The organism is Parapedobacter sp. 2B3, assembly GCF_041925275.1.
Taxonomy (GTDB): Bacteria; Bacteroidota; Bacteroidia; order Sphingobacteriales; family Sphingobacteriaceae; genus Parapedobacter; species Parapedobacter pyrenivorans_A.
Genome location: NZ_JBHEUZ010000007.1, coordinates 140,685 through 155,388 on the forward strand (window position 1 = coordinate 140,685; position 14,704 = coordinate 155,388).

Sequence of the window (14,704 nt, forward strand, 5' to 3'; positions counted from 1 at the left end):
AAAATCTTTTCAAGGCCGCGAAGGGCGGCTAGGCTGGTACGGCTTGACTTATCCGCGTTTGTGGGCTTCGCACCACCTGCGTGCATTCACAAACGCCTCCAACCATGGTGATACCTCATCGCGCCGATCGGATGGATAGTACGCCCAGTTCCATTGGAAGATGGAGCGTTCGATGTGTGGCATCGTTACCAGGTGGCGCCCGGTGGTATCGCAAAGCATAGCAGTGGCAAATGCCGATCCGTTGGGATGGTGGGGATATTCCTCATACCCATACTTGGCCACGATGTGGTAGCGGTCTTCCGTATAAGGCAGGTCAAACTTCCCTTCGCCATGCGATATCCAAACGCCCAATGTGCTACCAGCCAGTGACGACAGCATCACCGAGTGGTTTTCCTGCAGGGTGACGGATACGAAGTTACACTCGTGCTTATGCGAATCGTTGTGGAGCATCTTGCCATGCACCGCGTGGTCGGGGTTGATGAGTTCCAGTTCCATGAAGAGCTGGCATCCATTGCATATACCGATGGATAAGGTATCTGGCCGCGCAAAGAAGTTGTCCAGTGCTGTTTTCGCCTTCTCGTTGTAAAGGAATGCGCCCGCCCATCCCTTGGCCGATCCCAATACGTCCGAATTGGAGAAACCGCCAACCGTACCGATAAATTGGATATCCTCAAGCGTTTCCCGGCCGGCGATGAGGTCGGTCATGTGCACGTCTTTCACATCGAACCCGGCGAGGTACATCGCATTGGCCATTTCACGTTCCGAGTTGGAACCTTTTTCGCGGATGATAGCCGCTTTTGGCCGGGGTTTGCCGGGATCAAGGGCTGGCTTCCTGCCGTTGAAATGTACCGGGAATTGGTAGGAGAGGGGCTGCTCCTTGTAGTTTGCATAACGCACGTGTGCCAAGCCGTTTTTGGTCTGTTTCTGGTCGAGCAGGAACGATGTCTTGTACCACGTATCCCGAAGTTCACGGACGCTGAAAGCAAAACGGTCGTTGCCGTTGGCAACGATGAACTCATCACCTGCGGAAGGAGTACCGATCTTGGTAGCGGTTATCCCGGCATTTGCGAGTTGCCTTTCGAAAGCTTCGTCGTCTGTTGCCTGTAGTACCACGGCAATGTTTTCGTTGAAAAGCGTTTTTACGGAGTCGGTTTCGCCCAGTGCCGTTAAATCGTAGTGCGCTGCGAGGTCCGTGTCGGCGAAACACAGCTCCAACAGGGTGGTTACCAAACCGCCGGAGCCCACGTCGTGGCCGGCAGCCACCAGACCATTTTTGATCAGCTCCTGGATGGCATTGAACGCGGATTTGAAATAATCGGCGTCCGTTATGGTAGGCGCTTCATTCCCGATCTTGTTGCGTATTTGCGCAAACGACGATCCACCGAGTTTAAAGGTGTCTTTCGAGAGGTTGATGTAGTATATGGAGCCTGCCTGCTTGCTCAATACGGGTTCTACCACGTTGTTGATATCCGTGCAGTTGCCACCGGCAGAGATGATGGCCGTGCCGGGTGCGATGACATCCCCGTTGGGATATTTCTGCTTCATGGATAGGGAGTCCTTGCCGGTAGGGATGTTAATGCCCAGCGCAATGGCAAAGTCCGAGCAGCCCTTTACTGCATCATACAGGCGGGCATCTTCGCCTTCATTATTGCACGCCCACATCCAATTGGCCGAAAGGGATACGCCGGCCAGTCCATTTTTAATCGGTGCAAATACGAGGTTTGATAAGGCTTCGCCGATGGCGTTGCGCGATCCCGCTACCGGGTCGATAAGGGCGGACAGCGGTGCGTGGCCTACCGTGGTCGCTACGCCTTCGGTAGAACGGTAATCGAGTGCCATTACACCCACGTTGTTGAGGGGCAGTTGCAAGGGCCCCACGCATTGCTGCTTGGCCACGCGGCCCCCTACACACCGGTCTACCTTGTTGGTAAGCCAGTCTTTGGACGCCACGGCTTCTAGTTGCAATAGTTGATGGAGGTATGTTGGGATATCTTCGATACGGTAGTCTACGGCCTCATAATCGCGGGGTATCCGCCGATCGGTCATCACCGTTTTCGGCGAAGAGCCGAAGAAATCGGAAAGTGCATAGTCAAGTGGCTTCTCTCCGTTGGTGCCCGACTGGAATACAAAGCGATGGTCGCCGGTTACCGTACCCACGGTATACATAGGGGCCCGTTCGCGGTCGGCGACCGTTTGGAGTTGCCGAAGGTCGCCCTCGCCGATGATGAGGCCCATGCGCTCTTGCGATTCATTGCCGATGATTTCCTTGGCCGATAGGGTAGGGTCGCCTACAGGCAGTTTGTCGAGGTCGATATGCCCACCGGTTTCTTCCACCAGTTCGGAGAGGCAGTTGAGGTGGCCGCCTGCGCCGTGGTCGTGGATGGAAACGATCGGGTTATGGTCCGACTCTACGAATGCGCGGATGGCATTGGCTGCACGCTTCTGCATTTCGGGGTTTGCCCGCTGGATGGCGTTTAGTTCTATACCAGAACCATACGCGCCCGTATCGGCCGATGATACAGCGGCACCTCCCATGCCAATCCGGTAATTCTCGCCGCCGAGTACCACGATTCGGTCGCCTGTTTGCGGCGTGTGTTTCTTGGCCTGTTCCGCTTTGCCGTAACCGACCCCGCCAGCCATCATGATCACCTTGTCGTAACCGAGTTTTCGGTCGGCTTCTTCGTGTTCGAAGGTCAATACCGAGCCCGCGATGAGCGGCTGGCCGAATTTATTACCAAAGTCAGACGCGCCGTTCGACGCTTTGATGAGGATGTCTATGGGTGTTTGATACAGCCAACTACGTTCATCCATCGCTTGTTCCCACGGCCGTTCCGCCAGTAGCCGCGAATAAGCTGTCATGTACACGGCGGTGCCCGCCAATGGCAGGGCACCCTGGCCACCCGCCAGGCGGTCGCGTATTTCACCTCCCGATCCGGTAGCGGCACCGGAGAAGGGTTCTACGGTGGTCGGGAAATTATGGGTCTCCGCTTTCAGTGAGAGTACGGAATCAAATTCCTGCTCCGTATAGAAATCGGGTTTGTCTGCCGACTTGGGTGCAAATTGCGTAACCCGCGGACCTTTGATAAAGGCCACGTTGTCTTTATAGGCCGAAACGATTTCATTCGGGTGCGTTTCGGACGTCTTCTTGATTAGTTTGAACAGGGATGAAAGCTGCTCTTCCCCGTCGATGACGAAAGTGCCATTGAAAATCTTATGCCGGCAGTGCTCGGAGTTGGCTTGCGAAAAGGCAAATACTTCGGAGTCGGTGAGCTTGCGGCCGATTTTATCGGATAGCCGGTGGAGGTATTCCACTTCTTCGACGCTCAACGCCAAGCCCTCCTGCTTATTGTATGCATCGATGTCATCGATTTCCGTGATGGGCTCCGGGGATATGCGGATGGTGTACAGTTCCTGCGCCAGCCCGGCAAACTTCTGCGAAATCATGGGGTCGAAATCGGTGAAATCAGGGGCAACGGGTGTGTATTCCTCGATGCGGATGATGCCTTGGATGCCCATGTTTTGGGTAATTTCGACCGCATTGGTGCTCCAAGGCGAAACCATCGCCGCACGGGGTCCCACGAAGTCGCCCGCAACGGCGCCCCCGACGATTTCCGTGGCGCTTCCAAAAAGCCAGTTGAGTTTCGCAATGTCTTCAGCTGTCAGTGCTGATTCGGTTTGGACACCGTAAACGGTGTTTTTGGGGTTCACAAAGAAATGGATCATCAGTGTTATCCTCGAAGCATAGAATTCCTTGCGCAAAGATACGACTAATTTTGGCGAAGTCCATTAATTATTCAGGTTGTAATACTTCATCCGGTTCATTGATTTGTTGAATCAACTGTTCGGCTTCACGATTGTGTGGGTTGGCTGCTGTTATCGTCCCAATCAAACGCAACGAAAGTTGCGCCGAAATGCAAACGAGATATGCGGCACGACTATATTTGCATATGAAGCATATTTAGCTAAGTTTGTTTACGAATATCAATACGTAATTTATGCAACATTGGGAGCTGTTACTTTTTTTCCTGACCATTTCTTTCGTATATGCCTCGGTGGGATTTGGTGGTGGCTCCAGTTACCTGGCCATCTTAGCGTTATATGCGCTACCGTTTAAAGAATTGCGTTTGATCGCGTTGATTTGTAACATCATCGTCGTTTCCGGGGGAGTTTACGTTTATATGAAAAATAAACAGGTAAACCGGAAAAAAATCGTTCCGTTCGTTTTGCTGAGCATACCGATGGCCTATTTGGGTGCCATTGTGCGTATCAGCCAGCACACTTTTTTTGTTATCCTCGGATGCAGCCTAGTGATCGCAGCGGTATTGCTTTGGATAAAAACAGGTCCCGTTACCATTGATCAATTGAAAGAACCGAAAAGACGGGCCTTTCTGAAAAATAGCGCCTTGGGCGGTTCCGTAGGCTTTCTATCGGGTATGGTAGGCATTGGTGGCGGTATTTTCCTATCGCCGCTACTTAACCTCATGAAGTGGGACCTGCCAAAAAAAATAGCTGCCACGGCCAGTGTTTTTATCTTGGTCAATTCCGTGTCGGGAATTGCCGGCCAACTTACTAGCTTGCCCGAGCACATCAATTATTCCCGTATAGGGCTATTATGCCTGGCGGTACTTATCGGAGGCCAAGCGGGTTCCCGGATGGCCATCAGATTTGACCCGTTAATTATCCGCCGCATGACGGCGGTATTGGTGTTCTGTGCAGGGGCAAATGTGTTATTCAAGCACCTCCCTTTATTTTTTGAATAATCGTTTTGACTGAAATGGATATAAGTATATTGGCGTTTGGTATTGTAAAGGAGTTCTTCGGTGGCCCTGCCATTGCATGGGAATTGCAGGGCGAACGGACCGTTGCAAGGTTAAAGGAAGAATTGGAAGCAGCTTATCCGGATATGAAAAAGTTGCGGTCATACCTGGTTGCCGTTAACGATGAGTATGCCGAAGATGGATTGGTGATCCGTCCTGGAGATGAGATTGCAATCATCCCGCCGGTAAGCGGCGGTTGAAATCCACACGAGATGATCGATATTAAAATTTTGAATGGGCCGTTGGATACGGCAGGTTGCATTGGGCGGGCCACGGATGCGGCATGCGGCGGTACGGCAATGTTTATAGGCACTGTTCGGGACAAAACAGACGGACGAAACGTAGTGCAATTGGAATATGAATGCTATGAATCCATGGCATTGAAGGAGTTGGCAAAAATTGCGGAGCATGCTGCCCGATCGTGGAAGATTGACCATCTGGTGATTCACCACCGGATAGGTGTATTGCATGTTGGCGATATCGCCGTGGTCGTTGCTGTCGGTGCCGCGCATCGCGACGCGGCCTTTGATGCCTGCCGCTATACGATTGACACGTTGAAAAAAACGGTACCCATCTGGAAAAAGGAAATTTTCGAGAATGGCGAGGTATGGGTATCGGCACATGCCTGAGTTTTTAGTAAATTTACCCATCGTTATATAAATCGATACGGAAATGAGGGAGATAGCGACAGGTGCCACTAAACCCATTCGTGTGACGAAGGTAGACGGACATGCTGATACGTCTTTTGCCGATGTGCTTTCGGTTGAAGAGCCCCTTGAGATTAGGGTCCGTTACGGTTCGGGGCGTGAACGGGTGCAGAAAAGCATTTCCGTAACCATGCGCACGCCGGGCAACGATAGGGAGCTTGCGCTTGGCTTTTTATTTACCGAGGGGATCATCGCGGCTGACGGGGGGATACAACGGGCACAGCACACGGGTATGGAGTGTTCGGCACAGGAGGAGAATGTCGTGCAAGTCGATTTCATGGAAGGCTTTGTACCCCAACTGCATCAGGCTGACCGGAATTTCTATACCACTTCGAGCTGTGGCGTTTGCGGGAAAAGCTCCATACAATCGATAAAAACGGTAAGCCCGTTCCATCGACAACAACGGCCGGCGCTGCAATTATCCAAGCATGTTTTTTATCTGCTGCCGAAGAAACTGAGGGCGGCCCAGCGTGGTTTTGCGGCTACGGGGGGAATCCATGCTGCGGCGCTTTTTACTCTGCAGGGAGAGTTGATGGATTTGCGGGAAGACGTGGGCCGGCATAATGCGCTCGATAAATTGATTGGACATGCCTTAATGAACGATGCTTTGCCATTGAACCGGCACCTGTTGCTGCTGAGTGGGCGGGCGAGCTTCGAATTGATTCAAAAAGCAGCGATGGCCGGTATTTCCATTGTTGCTGCCATTGGCGCCCCATCGAGCCTGGCAGTAGAATTGGCTGCCGAATTGGGTATAACGCTTATTGGTTTTCTTAAGGAAGATAGCTTCAATATTTATAATTTAGGTGATAACGTTTTAATACAGGCATGTGATGAAACCGCCGTGGTTTTCAAAAATCACATAGCGGGGTGATTAAACCATGACGGCTTCACTGCCAATTAAAAACAATGTATTCGAATGAAGATAAGGATTAAAGGCAATTCAGTAAGATACCGGCTTACCCGGTCGGAAGTAGCTGCGTTGGCGGGCTCGGACCGCTTGGAAGAACATACCGCGTTTGCCGGCAAAACGTTCACCTATGCCATCGAGGCCGCTGGCGGCGATCGGCTGACTGCGGACTTTATTGATAACAGGATCGTGCTGAACATGCCCAAGGCCATGATCGATGCATTGCACCACACCGATAAAGTAGGGTTTGAGGATAAATCGGGCACGGTAAGCTTATTGGTAGAGAAAGATTTTGCCTGTATTGATAATACGGAAGAGGACCAAAGTGATAACTATCCTAACCCGTCGCTATCCTGCGATTAACACCCTGCGCCATGGACGAGGAAAAACACCTGAAGGACACCGAACAGGCAGCTAAAAAAATGCCTTCTGCCGAGCCACCCTATGAATTATTAGACCTTACCGTTACCGGGGTGAAAAAATGGGCGGCGGGGATACCCGGGGTGGTAGCTTCGGTGAAAGACCTGATCTTGGATAAGGCGCTTTTCCGCGGCGGCAAAGCACTGTTCAAGATGAACCAGTTTGATGGATTTGATTGCCCAAGCTGTGCGTGGCCCGATCCCGATGATGAGCGGTCGCCCATCGCCGAATATTGCGAAAATGGTGCGAAGGCACTTGCGGAAGAAGCCACGACGAAAAAAATCGCGGCAGAGTTTTTCAGGCATAACTCGGTTTACGACCTGGCTAAGTTAACGGATTACGAGATCGGGCACTTGGGTAGGCTGAGTGAGCCGATGTACTTGCCCCAAGGCGGTACCCATTACGAGCCTATTAGCTGGGATGGAGCGTTCGGGAAAATCGCCGGACACCTCAACGGATTGGCATCGCCCGATGAAGCGGTGTTTTATACGTCGGGAAGGACAAGCAATGAAGCCTCCTTCGCTTACCAGCTATTTGTAAGGGAGTTTGGCACCAACAATTTCCCCGACTGTTCCAATATGTGCCACGAGACCTCCGGCTTTGCCCTGTCGCCCATCATCGGTATCGGCAAAGGGACGGTAAAACTGCATGATTTCTACGATACGGATGTGATTGTGATTATCGGGCAAAATCCGGGGACCAATTCTCCGCGCATGTTGAGCGCACTGGAAAAGGGCAAAAGGAACGGCGCCAAGATCATTGCAATCAACCCGTTGCCCGAAGCGGGATTGATGGGTTTCCGCAATCCACAGCAAATCAACGGCGTTATTGGTGGCGGCGTTAACCTCGGCGACCTCTACCTTCCGGTAAGGATAAATGGCGATTTGGCCTTATTGAAGGCATTGGAACTGCTATTGCTTGATTTTGAACGGAAGTCGCCCGGTGAAGTATTTGACCATGAGTTTATTTCGCAAAAGACGGTCGGCTATGAAGATTTCATCAAGCAATTCGACGGCTACGAATTGGAAGACCTGGCCGCCGCCGCTGGCGTGTCTCCGGCCTTGCTCTACGATGCCGCGCAACTGATGGCGTTCAAAAAGCGCATCATCTTCTGTTGGGGGATGGGCCTCACGCAGCAGCATAACGGGGTGGATATGATCCGGGAAATCGTCAACATCCTGCTGCTTAAAGGGAGCATTGGCAAGCCCGGCGCCGGTGCCTGTCCGGTGCGCGGCCATAGCAACGTGCAGGGAAACCGCACCATGCTGATCAACCATCATCCCACGGCGGAGCAACTGGACCGCTTGCAACAGGTTTTCGGATTTAACCCGCCACGGATGGGTGGTTATGATGTGGTGAATACCATCAAAGCGATACATGCCGGTAAGGTGAAGGTGTTCTTTGGCATGGGCGGTAACTTCCTGTCGGCCACGCCAGACACTAGGTACACGGCCGAGGCCATGCGGAAGCTGGATTTGACGGCATTTGTTTCCATCAAGCTTAACCGTGGTCACCTGATCCATGGGAAGGAATCGTTGATATTGCCGACCTTATCGCGCAGCGAGATCGATCGGGTGAACGGTGAGAAACAGTTTGTGAGTACCGAGAACTCGATGGGTGTGGTCGAGTGGTCAAAAGGGATGTTGAGGCCCATCTCGGAAGACCTCATCAATGAAACACAGATTGTATGCCGTATAGCGATGGCGACTATCGGAGATAGGACCGTTGTTGATTGGCAACGGTATCACGACAGCTATGACGCCGTGCGGGACGACATTGAAAAATGTATCCCCGGTTTTGAGGATTATAACGTGCGGGTAAAGCAAAAAGGCGGTTTCTATCTGCCCAATGCGGCACGGGATGAGCAGCGGTTCGCCAAGCAATTCAACGACCGTGCACCGTTTACGTTGACCACTGTTCCTGACGATACACTGGCACCCGATGAATACTTGATGGCTACCACCCGTACGCACGACCAATTCAACACGACCATCTATGGGCTCGATGACCGCTACCGCGGTATCTTCAATGAGCGAAGGGTGGTGATGATGAATGAGAAGGATATCGTGCGAGCCGGATTCAAGGCGGGCGATAAAGTGGATTTATTCAATTATGACGATGGTATCGAACGCATTGCCCCCCTGTTCATCGTTGTCCCTTACCCCATACCCGAGCGGAATACCATGACTTATTTTCCGGAAACCAATGTGTTGGTCTCCGTGAATAACGTGGTAAAGGGCAGCAATATGCCGGCATCTAAATATGTGAAGATTAAGATTAGGAAGCATGATCCGCAAAACACCTAGGTCTTTGCCATTCCGTTTTTCAGGGAATATACCGTGGCTGCTGGGAAACGGCTTTTTATCAGGGCAGCCGCTGTGGCACTTCTTTTTCCGGTAGCGCAGTAGCAAACAATAGGGATTGCGTGGTTTATGGAAGGCAGCTGGTTTTCCAGTTCGGCGAGCGGGATGTTCATACCGCCGATATTAAAGGCCGTATGCTCGTGCTCGTTCCGTACATCGATCAACTCATAATTCCCATCCTCCATGTGGGCAAGCTCGTCCAGTGTAATGACGCTGACAGCCTCGGGAAGATGGTCTATATGGACATCCGTTTTCTTTAATTTGATGCTCCGGCTTTGGCCGGACAGCACATCCATGACCCACAATCGGCCGGCCAGCAGCCCCTCGGAGCCGATGAGGTACTTTATCGCTTCGTTGGCCTGCATACAGCCCACGATGCCGGCCAGCGAGGGGATGACGCCACCTTCGGTACAATTCGGCACTTGTGCTTTTTCTGCATCGGGAAACACGTCCCGGTAATTGGGCGAATGCGTGCCGTCCTCCTGCAATACGTTCCAGACGCTTACTTGCCCCTCAAATTGATAAATGGCACCATACACCAGCGGTTTGCCCAACAGTACGCAGGCATCGTTTAACAAGAGCTTGGTTTCGAAATTGTCCGTTCCCTCGATGACGAGATCGAAGCCATCGATCAGCGCCATGGCATTTGCTGACGTGGCGCGCAGCCGATAGGGGACGATGGTGATGGCGGGGTTTTGCTGTTGCAGTTTTGCAGCGGCGGCTTCCACTTTGGGTAGCCCCACATCATGGGGGGTATATAGAATTTGCCGGTGCAAATTGCTCACCGAAACCACGTCGTCATCGGCTATGCCAATGGTGCCGATACCGGCGGCGGCAAGGTATTGCGCTGCCGGGCACCCTAGCCCGCCAGCACCTACAATCAGCACCTTGGCGTTTTGCAGGCGCTCCTGTGCCGCCCTTCCAAACCCCGGTAAGGCCATCTGGCAGTGGTATCGTTCAAAATGCGTACCCATCCCTGTTGTTTTTCGACGGCGGATTCCCCTTCGTCCGCTGCATGATTTCACGTGCCGTAGCGGCATCATCAGGTGTGTTGACATTCAGCAAGGCATCGGGATTACGTGGTTTTACGATATGGGTGTCTGCGTTTATCAATACCTTCCTCGGGCAAGTGGCGCCTTCGCCCAACGCGTGCAAGGCCACGGCGTAACTCTTCGGTTCCCAGATGGTAATCAACGGCTCGGGCAAGCCATCGAAAGGGCTTTCGTAGGTAGTGGCTACTTTGCCGGGCTTCCTGTTTGCGATGAGAAAACGCAAGGCGTCTTCATCCAGTAACGGCAGGTCGCACGCCACCACCAACCAGGCTTTTTCCCTGTCGGAGCGGAGCGCCGAAAGAATGCCCCCGAAAGGACCCATATCCAGAAACGTATCGGTTAATGCCTGATAGGCTGGATCAACATGTGCCAATTGGTCCTGCCGGCACGAAATAAACACGTGTTGGCAAAATGTTTTCAATAAATCAGCCGCAAAAAAGCGTTGTTCCTTTCCATGCCAATTGATGAGGTCTTTGTTGCTGCCCATCCGTTTGCTCCTGCCGCCCGCCAGCACCAGCCCATTCAGGAGAGGTATGCTATTGTCTTTTAAAGTCACTTTTCCCTCCTGTTTTCTCCATTAGTCTGATTTCCTTGATGACGATATCGGGGCTCAGTGCCTTGCACATGTCGTAGATGGTGAGCGCCGCTATCGAAGCGCCGGTCAATGCTTCCATTTCCACACCCGTTTTGGATTCGATGCTTGCGGTGCAATGGATGATGATTTCCTGTTGGCCGTTCAACGTCACGTCGATTTCACAATTATCGAGCCCCAACGGATGGCACAGCGGAATCAAGTCGCCGGTTTTTTTGGCAGCCATGATGCCCGCAATGATGGCCGTCTGGAATACCGAACCTTTTTTGGTCTTGAAACCTTCCTTCTGGAGGACTTCTACAACTTGATGGGGTAAGGCCACGATGCATTGCGCGATGGCTTTTCTATGGGTAGCCTTCTTACCGCCTACATCCACCATGGCGGGTTGGGCGTTTTTATTCAAGTGGGAAAATTCAGTCATCTGTAAGCGTTCAAATTAAACGTTATATGGCCATACTTTGTATACTTCGCCCTTTTTAAATGTATTTCTTTCCAGTGGCAGCTCCATAAAGGCATCGGTATGGATCAGGTTGGAGAAATCGCCCGAGCCGTTAGTTTCCACCGCCCGTGCGGTTAACACCCCTTGATGGTTTATCGCTAGTTTAACCTGTGCAAAGTATTGCAAGGGGTAGGGGAAATCCATATCGTGCTGTAAAACGGCATGTTGGGGCGACGATGTTTCTATGCCCAGCGAACGCTCAAGCCAGGGGATGAAATAGCGGTGCAGGCACATAAATACGGAAACCGGATTGCCCGGAAATGCAAAAACCAACTGTTGGTTGCAGTAGGTGCCGAACCAGAACGGCTTTCCCGGGCGCTGCCTCACTTTATGGAAAAGCTTTTTTACGCCAAGATGTTCCATTGCCTGAGGGATATGGTCAAACTTGCCCATGGAAACCCCACCTGTCAGCAGCAGTACATCGTACGATTGCAGGCAGTGCTGGAGCGTGTCCTTAATCGTGTCGTAATCGTCGTTTACATGCAACTTATCGGCCCGGATACCATAATGCGCTAAAACGGACTGTATCGTTACGTCATTGGAACGCCTGAGCTGGTAGGGCGTCGGATTTTCTTCGACATTTACCAGCTCATCGCCCGTGGTGATGATGACCACCTTGGGTAGTTGCTTTACCATAAGGGCCGTCTTGCCGATGGAAGCCGCTAAGCCGATCAAGGCCGGCGTGATGAACCAGCCGGCATCGGCAACGGCATCGCCTTCTTTTTTGTCTTTCCCTCGGAAATGTACGTTTTGTCTTTGTTTGATTTCAATGCCTTTTACCGTGGCGGCTCCGCCTGCCACGGCTATATCTTCATACCTTACTACCGTATCCACGGAATGATCTAAAGCAGCGCCAGTCATGATCTCAATGCATTCACTTGCCGACCGGATCGCGGCAGGCGTTTCTCCGGCAGCCTGTACGGCACTTATTTTGAAGGTCCGCTGCCCCTCCGCGTAGGCATGGTAAGCCATGGCGATGCCATCAACGGTGGCTCGGTTGAATGGCGGCAAGTCGCGGTCGGTAAACAGGTTTTCTGCCAAAACACGGCCCAGGGAATCGGTATAAGGAACCGATACGGTGCCGTAATCCCTGGTTTGGGACTGGATAATTTCTTCTGCGTTTTCTACCGTAATAAATTCCATAGTTTCGGTGCTATCCGCCGATGGCGGCCATCGATTCCTGTTCGCGGTGTTGCGCCACGAGTGTGTCCTGCGCTTCCCAGCCGTCCTTGGGCCGCTTAAAAAGGGTATCCGTTATCCGGTTGCGCAATTCGGTATCGGTGCATCCTTCGCGTATGGCATCTTTCAGGTTGAGCGATCCGGTTTCGTACAGGCAGGTACGCAATACGCCCGTTGATGTAATACGGATGCGGTTGCACGAGCCGCAGAATAAACGCGAATAGGCGGCAATGATGCCTACATTCCCTTGGTGGCCGGGGATGTGGTAATTGTACGAGGTGGAATACGCCGCATCGGGAATTTTTTCCATCGCAGGGAAATGTGCCCGGATATGTTCCAATATGTGCTGGTGGTCCCAATCTAATGTAACCTGATGCGTTCCCCCATTGAACGGCATTTCTTCGATGAAACGAACACTTACCGGGAGCCGTTCCGTAAGCCGTACCAACGGAATGATGTCTGCGGTATTTTGATTCGCCATCACTACGGTGTTGATCTTCACGTGGATGCCGTTTTCGAGCAGCTTGTGCATCGTTGCCAGCACCTCGTCCAGCCCTTCCCGGCGTGTAATCCGGAAGAAGCGGTCCCTATCCAATGTGTCCAGACTGAGGTTGACGGACTTGATGCCCATTTTCTTGAAATCGGAAACGAAGCTCCCGGCTAGTAAGCCGTTTGTGGTCAGTGTCAGTTCTTCCAGTCCGTCGATTTCCGACAGGTTATGGAGGAAAGGCACCAAATCTCTCCGTACAAGTGGTTCCCCACCGGTGATCCGTATTTTCTCGACGCCCATGGTGATGAACAACGAACATATCCGGTACATTTCTTCGTACGTCATCAATTCCTTCCGGGGTAGCCAGTTGAGCCCTTCGGCGGGCATACAATACGTACACCGCAGGTTGCACCGGTCGGTGACAGCCAGCCGTAAGTAATTGATTCGGCGCCCGTGGTTATCCGTAATCATCGCTTTCGTTGGGCGGTGTGGAATTGCATGACTACAAATTTAGAAAAAAAAGGTTGTTTAACGGTTTATACACGGTAAACCATCGCTTCCCGGTGGGAAGTGATGGCGTATTTGTCCGAAAACTCAATACACATATTGCATGAAACCAGGAATCGAAACAAACTTCACGATCCAACGGGAGCGTGCTACCTGAAATACTTTCTGGGCATTATCAATGAGATGGCAAACAGCGACCCAAATAGCAATGTGCCCGTCAGCAATAATTGCCACCCATCTTTATTTCCGGAAGGAAATTCACTGTATTCAGCGAAAACCGCAAGCATAAAAAACAGACTGACGGCACCCAATACGATTGCGATAACGAGTGCAAGGTATTTGTTTTTCCACAGCATCAGTGTCAGGACCGATAGGATTGCAAAAACCATCACGATGTTAGTGGAAGAGGTTCCCAGCCATTCGCCGACCAAGCAAACCAACCCCCCGATTACTAGTAAAAACTCGGGTATATAGGTTATCCCGTTTCTGAAACTGACATTGTTTAACTGGTTCATCATCCTTACGAAGTGATCATAGTGAATCTAAAGGTAAGAAGTTTAAACGAAAAAGCAAACGCTCCTATTGATTGGCGGCTTCATTGGCAGCTAATCCCGAATGTAAAAGCATAAAATTTCAGTAGCTTTACCGAAATCTGAAGATAATGCACGTTTTTCTCACTGGTTTTGCTATGTTATTTTTGGCTATTTCGTTAGTCGGCTGCACCAATGGCGCCGGGCAGCAGGGAGAAAACGATGCACCGAACCAGCGACCGATAATAGAAAGATTAGCAGGGGATATCGACTTAGTACCACCCGCCCATGTGTTGGACAAAGGGAAAGCGTTGATGTCGTATTCCGATTGTGCTACCTGCCATAAGGCAGCCGACAGGAAGCGGGGCCCTGCATTTCACGACATTGCTGCCCGCTACCCAATGAATAGTACCTATATCGATATATTGGCTAAGCGGATTGTATTGGGTACCAAAGGCGCTTGGGGCAACGTGGTGATGCCGCCGCACCCCACTGTTACCGAAGACGATGCGAAAACCATGGTGAAATACATCCTCTCATTGGGCCCCCAAGAGTAAACCCAATCGGCCCCTACGGCATGAAGGTACAGGATGTCCCTTTGAAAATAAAAGCCTTTTTTAGCGATTGTAAACTTAATGGTA

General features: G+C 51.6%; 14 protein-coding genes. 7 read left to right on the forward strand and 7 right to left on the reverse strand.

Annotated elements, in window-relative coordinates; translation table 11 throughout:
* Positions 1-48: 48 nt before the first annotated feature.
* Positions 49-3,723: a phosphoribosylformylglycinamidine synthase gene (gene purL, locus ACEVG1_RS09980; protein ID WP_374743588.1), complete on the reverse strand. Its 3,675-nt coding sequence runs from the start codon at positions 3,721-3,723 to the stop codon at positions 49-51.
* Positions 3,724-3,995: 272 nt separating this feature from the next.
* On the opposite strand from purL, the gene ACEVG1_RS09985 reads away from it, so the two are divergent.
* From ACEVG1_RS09985 to ACEVG1_RS10010, 6 genes are read left to right on the forward strand one after another with little or no spacing between them, the layout of a single operon-like run.
* The gene (locus ACEVG1_RS09985; RefSeq protein WP_374743514.1) at positions 3,996-4,760 is read left to right on the forward strand and encodes a sulfite exporter TauE/SafE family protein; all 765 of its coding nucleotides are present in this window, start codon (positions 3,996-3,998) and stop codon (positions 4,758-4,760) included.
* A 14-nt stretch (positions 4,761-4,774) separates the two neighbouring features.
* Positions 4,775-5,017: a MoaD/ThiS family protein gene (locus ACEVG1_RS09990; protein WP_374743515.1), complete on the forward strand. Its 243-nt coding sequence runs from the start codon at positions 4,775-4,777 to the stop codon at positions 5,015-5,017.
* Positions 5,018-5,029: 12 nt separating this feature from the next.
* Positions 5,030-5,446, forward strand: a complete 417-nt coding sequence (locus tag ACEVG1_RS09995) for a molybdenum cofactor biosynthesis protein MoaE (protein ID WP_374743516.1) — start codon at positions 5,030-5,032, stop codon at positions 5,444-5,446.
* 43 nt (positions 5,447-5,489) lie between these two features.
* Entirely contained in the window at positions 5,490-6,395 is a 906-nt protein-coding gene (fdhD, locus tag ACEVG1_RS10000) for a formate dehydrogenase accessory sulfurtransferase FdhD (RefSeq protein ID WP_374743517.1), read from the forward strand.
* Positions 6,396-6,440: 45 nt separating this feature from the next.
* Entirely contained in the window at positions 6,441-6,794 is a 354-nt protein-coding gene (locus ACEVG1_RS10005; RefSeq protein WP_374743518.1) for a hypothetical protein, read from the forward strand.
* 11 nt (positions 6,795-6,805) lie between these two features.
* Complete coding sequence (locus tag ACEVG1_RS10010; RefSeq protein ID WP_374743519.1) at positions 6,806-9,157, forward strand: FdhF/YdeP family oxidoreductase; 2,352 nt, start codon at positions 6,806-6,808, stop codon at positions 9,155-9,157.
* Here ACEVG1_RS10010 and ACEVG1_RS10015 read toward each other — a convergent pair.
* From ACEVG1_RS10015 to ACEVG1_RS10040, 6 genes are all read right to left on the reverse strand, one after another.
* Positions 9,154-10,188, reverse strand: coding sequence for a ThiF family adenylyltransferase (locus tag ACEVG1_RS10015; protein ID WP_374743520.1), 1,035 nt, complete (start codon positions 10,186-10,188; stop codon positions 9,154-9,156). The two genes, ACEVG1_RS10010 and ACEVG1_RS10015, sit on opposite strands and share 4 nt — an antisense overlap.
* Positions 10,172-10,822, reverse strand: coding sequence for an NTP transferase domain-containing protein (locus tag ACEVG1_RS10020; protein WP_374743521.1), 651 nt, complete (start codon positions 10,820-10,822; stop codon positions 10,172-10,174). Before ACEVG1_RS10020 ends, ACEVG1_RS10015 begins: the two co-directional genes overlap by 17 nt.
* Positions 10,803-11,279 (reverse strand): cyclic pyranopterin monophosphate synthase MoaC, encoded by a 477-nt coding sequence (gene moaC / locus ACEVG1_RS10025; RefSeq protein WP_374743522.1) that lies wholly within the window; start codon positions 11,277-11,279, stop codon positions 10,803-10,805. The genes ACEVG1_RS10020 and moaC overlap by 20 nt, the downstream gene beginning before the upstream one ends.
* 15 nt (positions 11,280-11,294) lie before the next feature.
* Positions 11,295-12,500: a molybdopterin molybdotransferase MoeA gene (locus tag ACEVG1_RS10030; RefSeq protein WP_374743523.1), complete on the reverse strand. Its 1,206-nt coding sequence runs from the start codon at positions 12,498-12,500 to the stop codon at positions 11,295-11,297.
* 10 nt (positions 12,501-12,510) lie between these two features.
* On the reverse strand, positions 12,511-13,497 hold the full coding sequence (gene moaA, locus ACEVG1_RS10035; RefSeq protein WP_374743524.1) for a GTP 3',8-cyclase MoaA: 987 nt from the start codon (positions 13,495-13,497) through the stop codon (positions 12,511-12,513).
* Positions 13,498-13,682: 185 nt separating this feature from the next.
* On the reverse strand, positions 13,683-14,051 hold the full coding sequence (locus tag ACEVG1_RS10040; protein WP_374743525.1) for a hypothetical protein: 369 nt from the start codon (positions 14,049-14,051) through the stop codon (positions 13,683-13,685).
* A 179-nt stretch (positions 14,052-14,230) separates the two neighbouring features.
* Between ACEVG1_RS10040 and ACEVG1_RS10045 the strand changes: the two genes are divergently transcribed.
* Complete coding sequence (locus ACEVG1_RS10045; protein WP_374743526.1) at positions 14,231-14,620, forward strand: c-type cytochrome; 390 nt, start codon at positions 14,231-14,233, stop codon at positions 14,618-14,620.
* The last annotated feature ends 84 nt before the right edge of the window (positions 14,621-14,704 follow it).

Bases quoted from the DNA above. Each gene is read 5' to 3' on its own strand.
- ACEVG1_RS10030 (WP_374743523.1), bottom strand. From the start codon at position 12,500: ATGGAATTTATTACGGTAGAAAACGCAGAAGAAATTATCCAGTCCCAA.
- ACEVG1_RS10010 (WP_374743519.1), top strand. From the start codon at position 6,806: ATGGACGAGGAAAAACACCTGAAGGACACCGAACAGGCAGCTAAAAAA.
- purL (WP_374743588.1), bottom strand. From the start codon at position 3,723: ATGATCCATTTCTTTGTGAACCCCAAAAACACCGTTTACGGTGTCCAA.
- fdhD (WP_374743517.1), top strand. From the start codon at position 5,490: ATGAGGGAGATAGCGACAGGTGCCACTAAACCCATTCGTGTGACGAAG.
- ACEVG1_RS09990 (WP_374743515.1), top strand. From the start codon at position 4,775: ATGGATATAAGTATATTGGCGTTTGGTATTGTAAAGGAGTTCTTCGGT.
- ACEVG1_RS10040 (WP_374743525.1), bottom strand. From the start codon at position 14,051: ATGATGAACCAGTTAAACAATGTCAGTTTCAGAAACGGGATAACCTAT.
- ACEVG1_RS09995 (WP_374743516.1), top strand. From the start codon at position 5,030: ATGATCGATATTAAAATTTTGAATGGGCCGTTGGATACGGCAGGTTGC.
- ACEVG1_RS09985 (WP_374743514.1), top strand. From the start codon at position 3,996: ATGCAACATTGGGAGCTGTTACTTTTTTTCCTGACCATTTCTTTCGTA.
- moaC (WP_374743522.1), bottom strand. From the start codon at position 11,279: ATGACTGAATTTTCCCACTTGAATAAAAACGCCCAACCCGCCATGGTG.
- ACEVG1_RS10015 (WP_374743520.1), bottom strand. From the start codon at position 10,188: ATGGGTACGCATTTTGAACGATACCACTGCCAGATGGCCTTACCGGGG.
- ACEVG1_RS10005 (WP_374743518.1), top strand. From the start codon at position 6,441: ATGAAGATAAGGATTAAAGGCAATTCAGTAAGATACCGGCTTACCCGG.
- moaA (WP_374743524.1), bottom strand. From the start codon at position 13,497: ATGATTACGGATAACCACGGGCGCCGAATCAATTACTTACGGCTGGCT.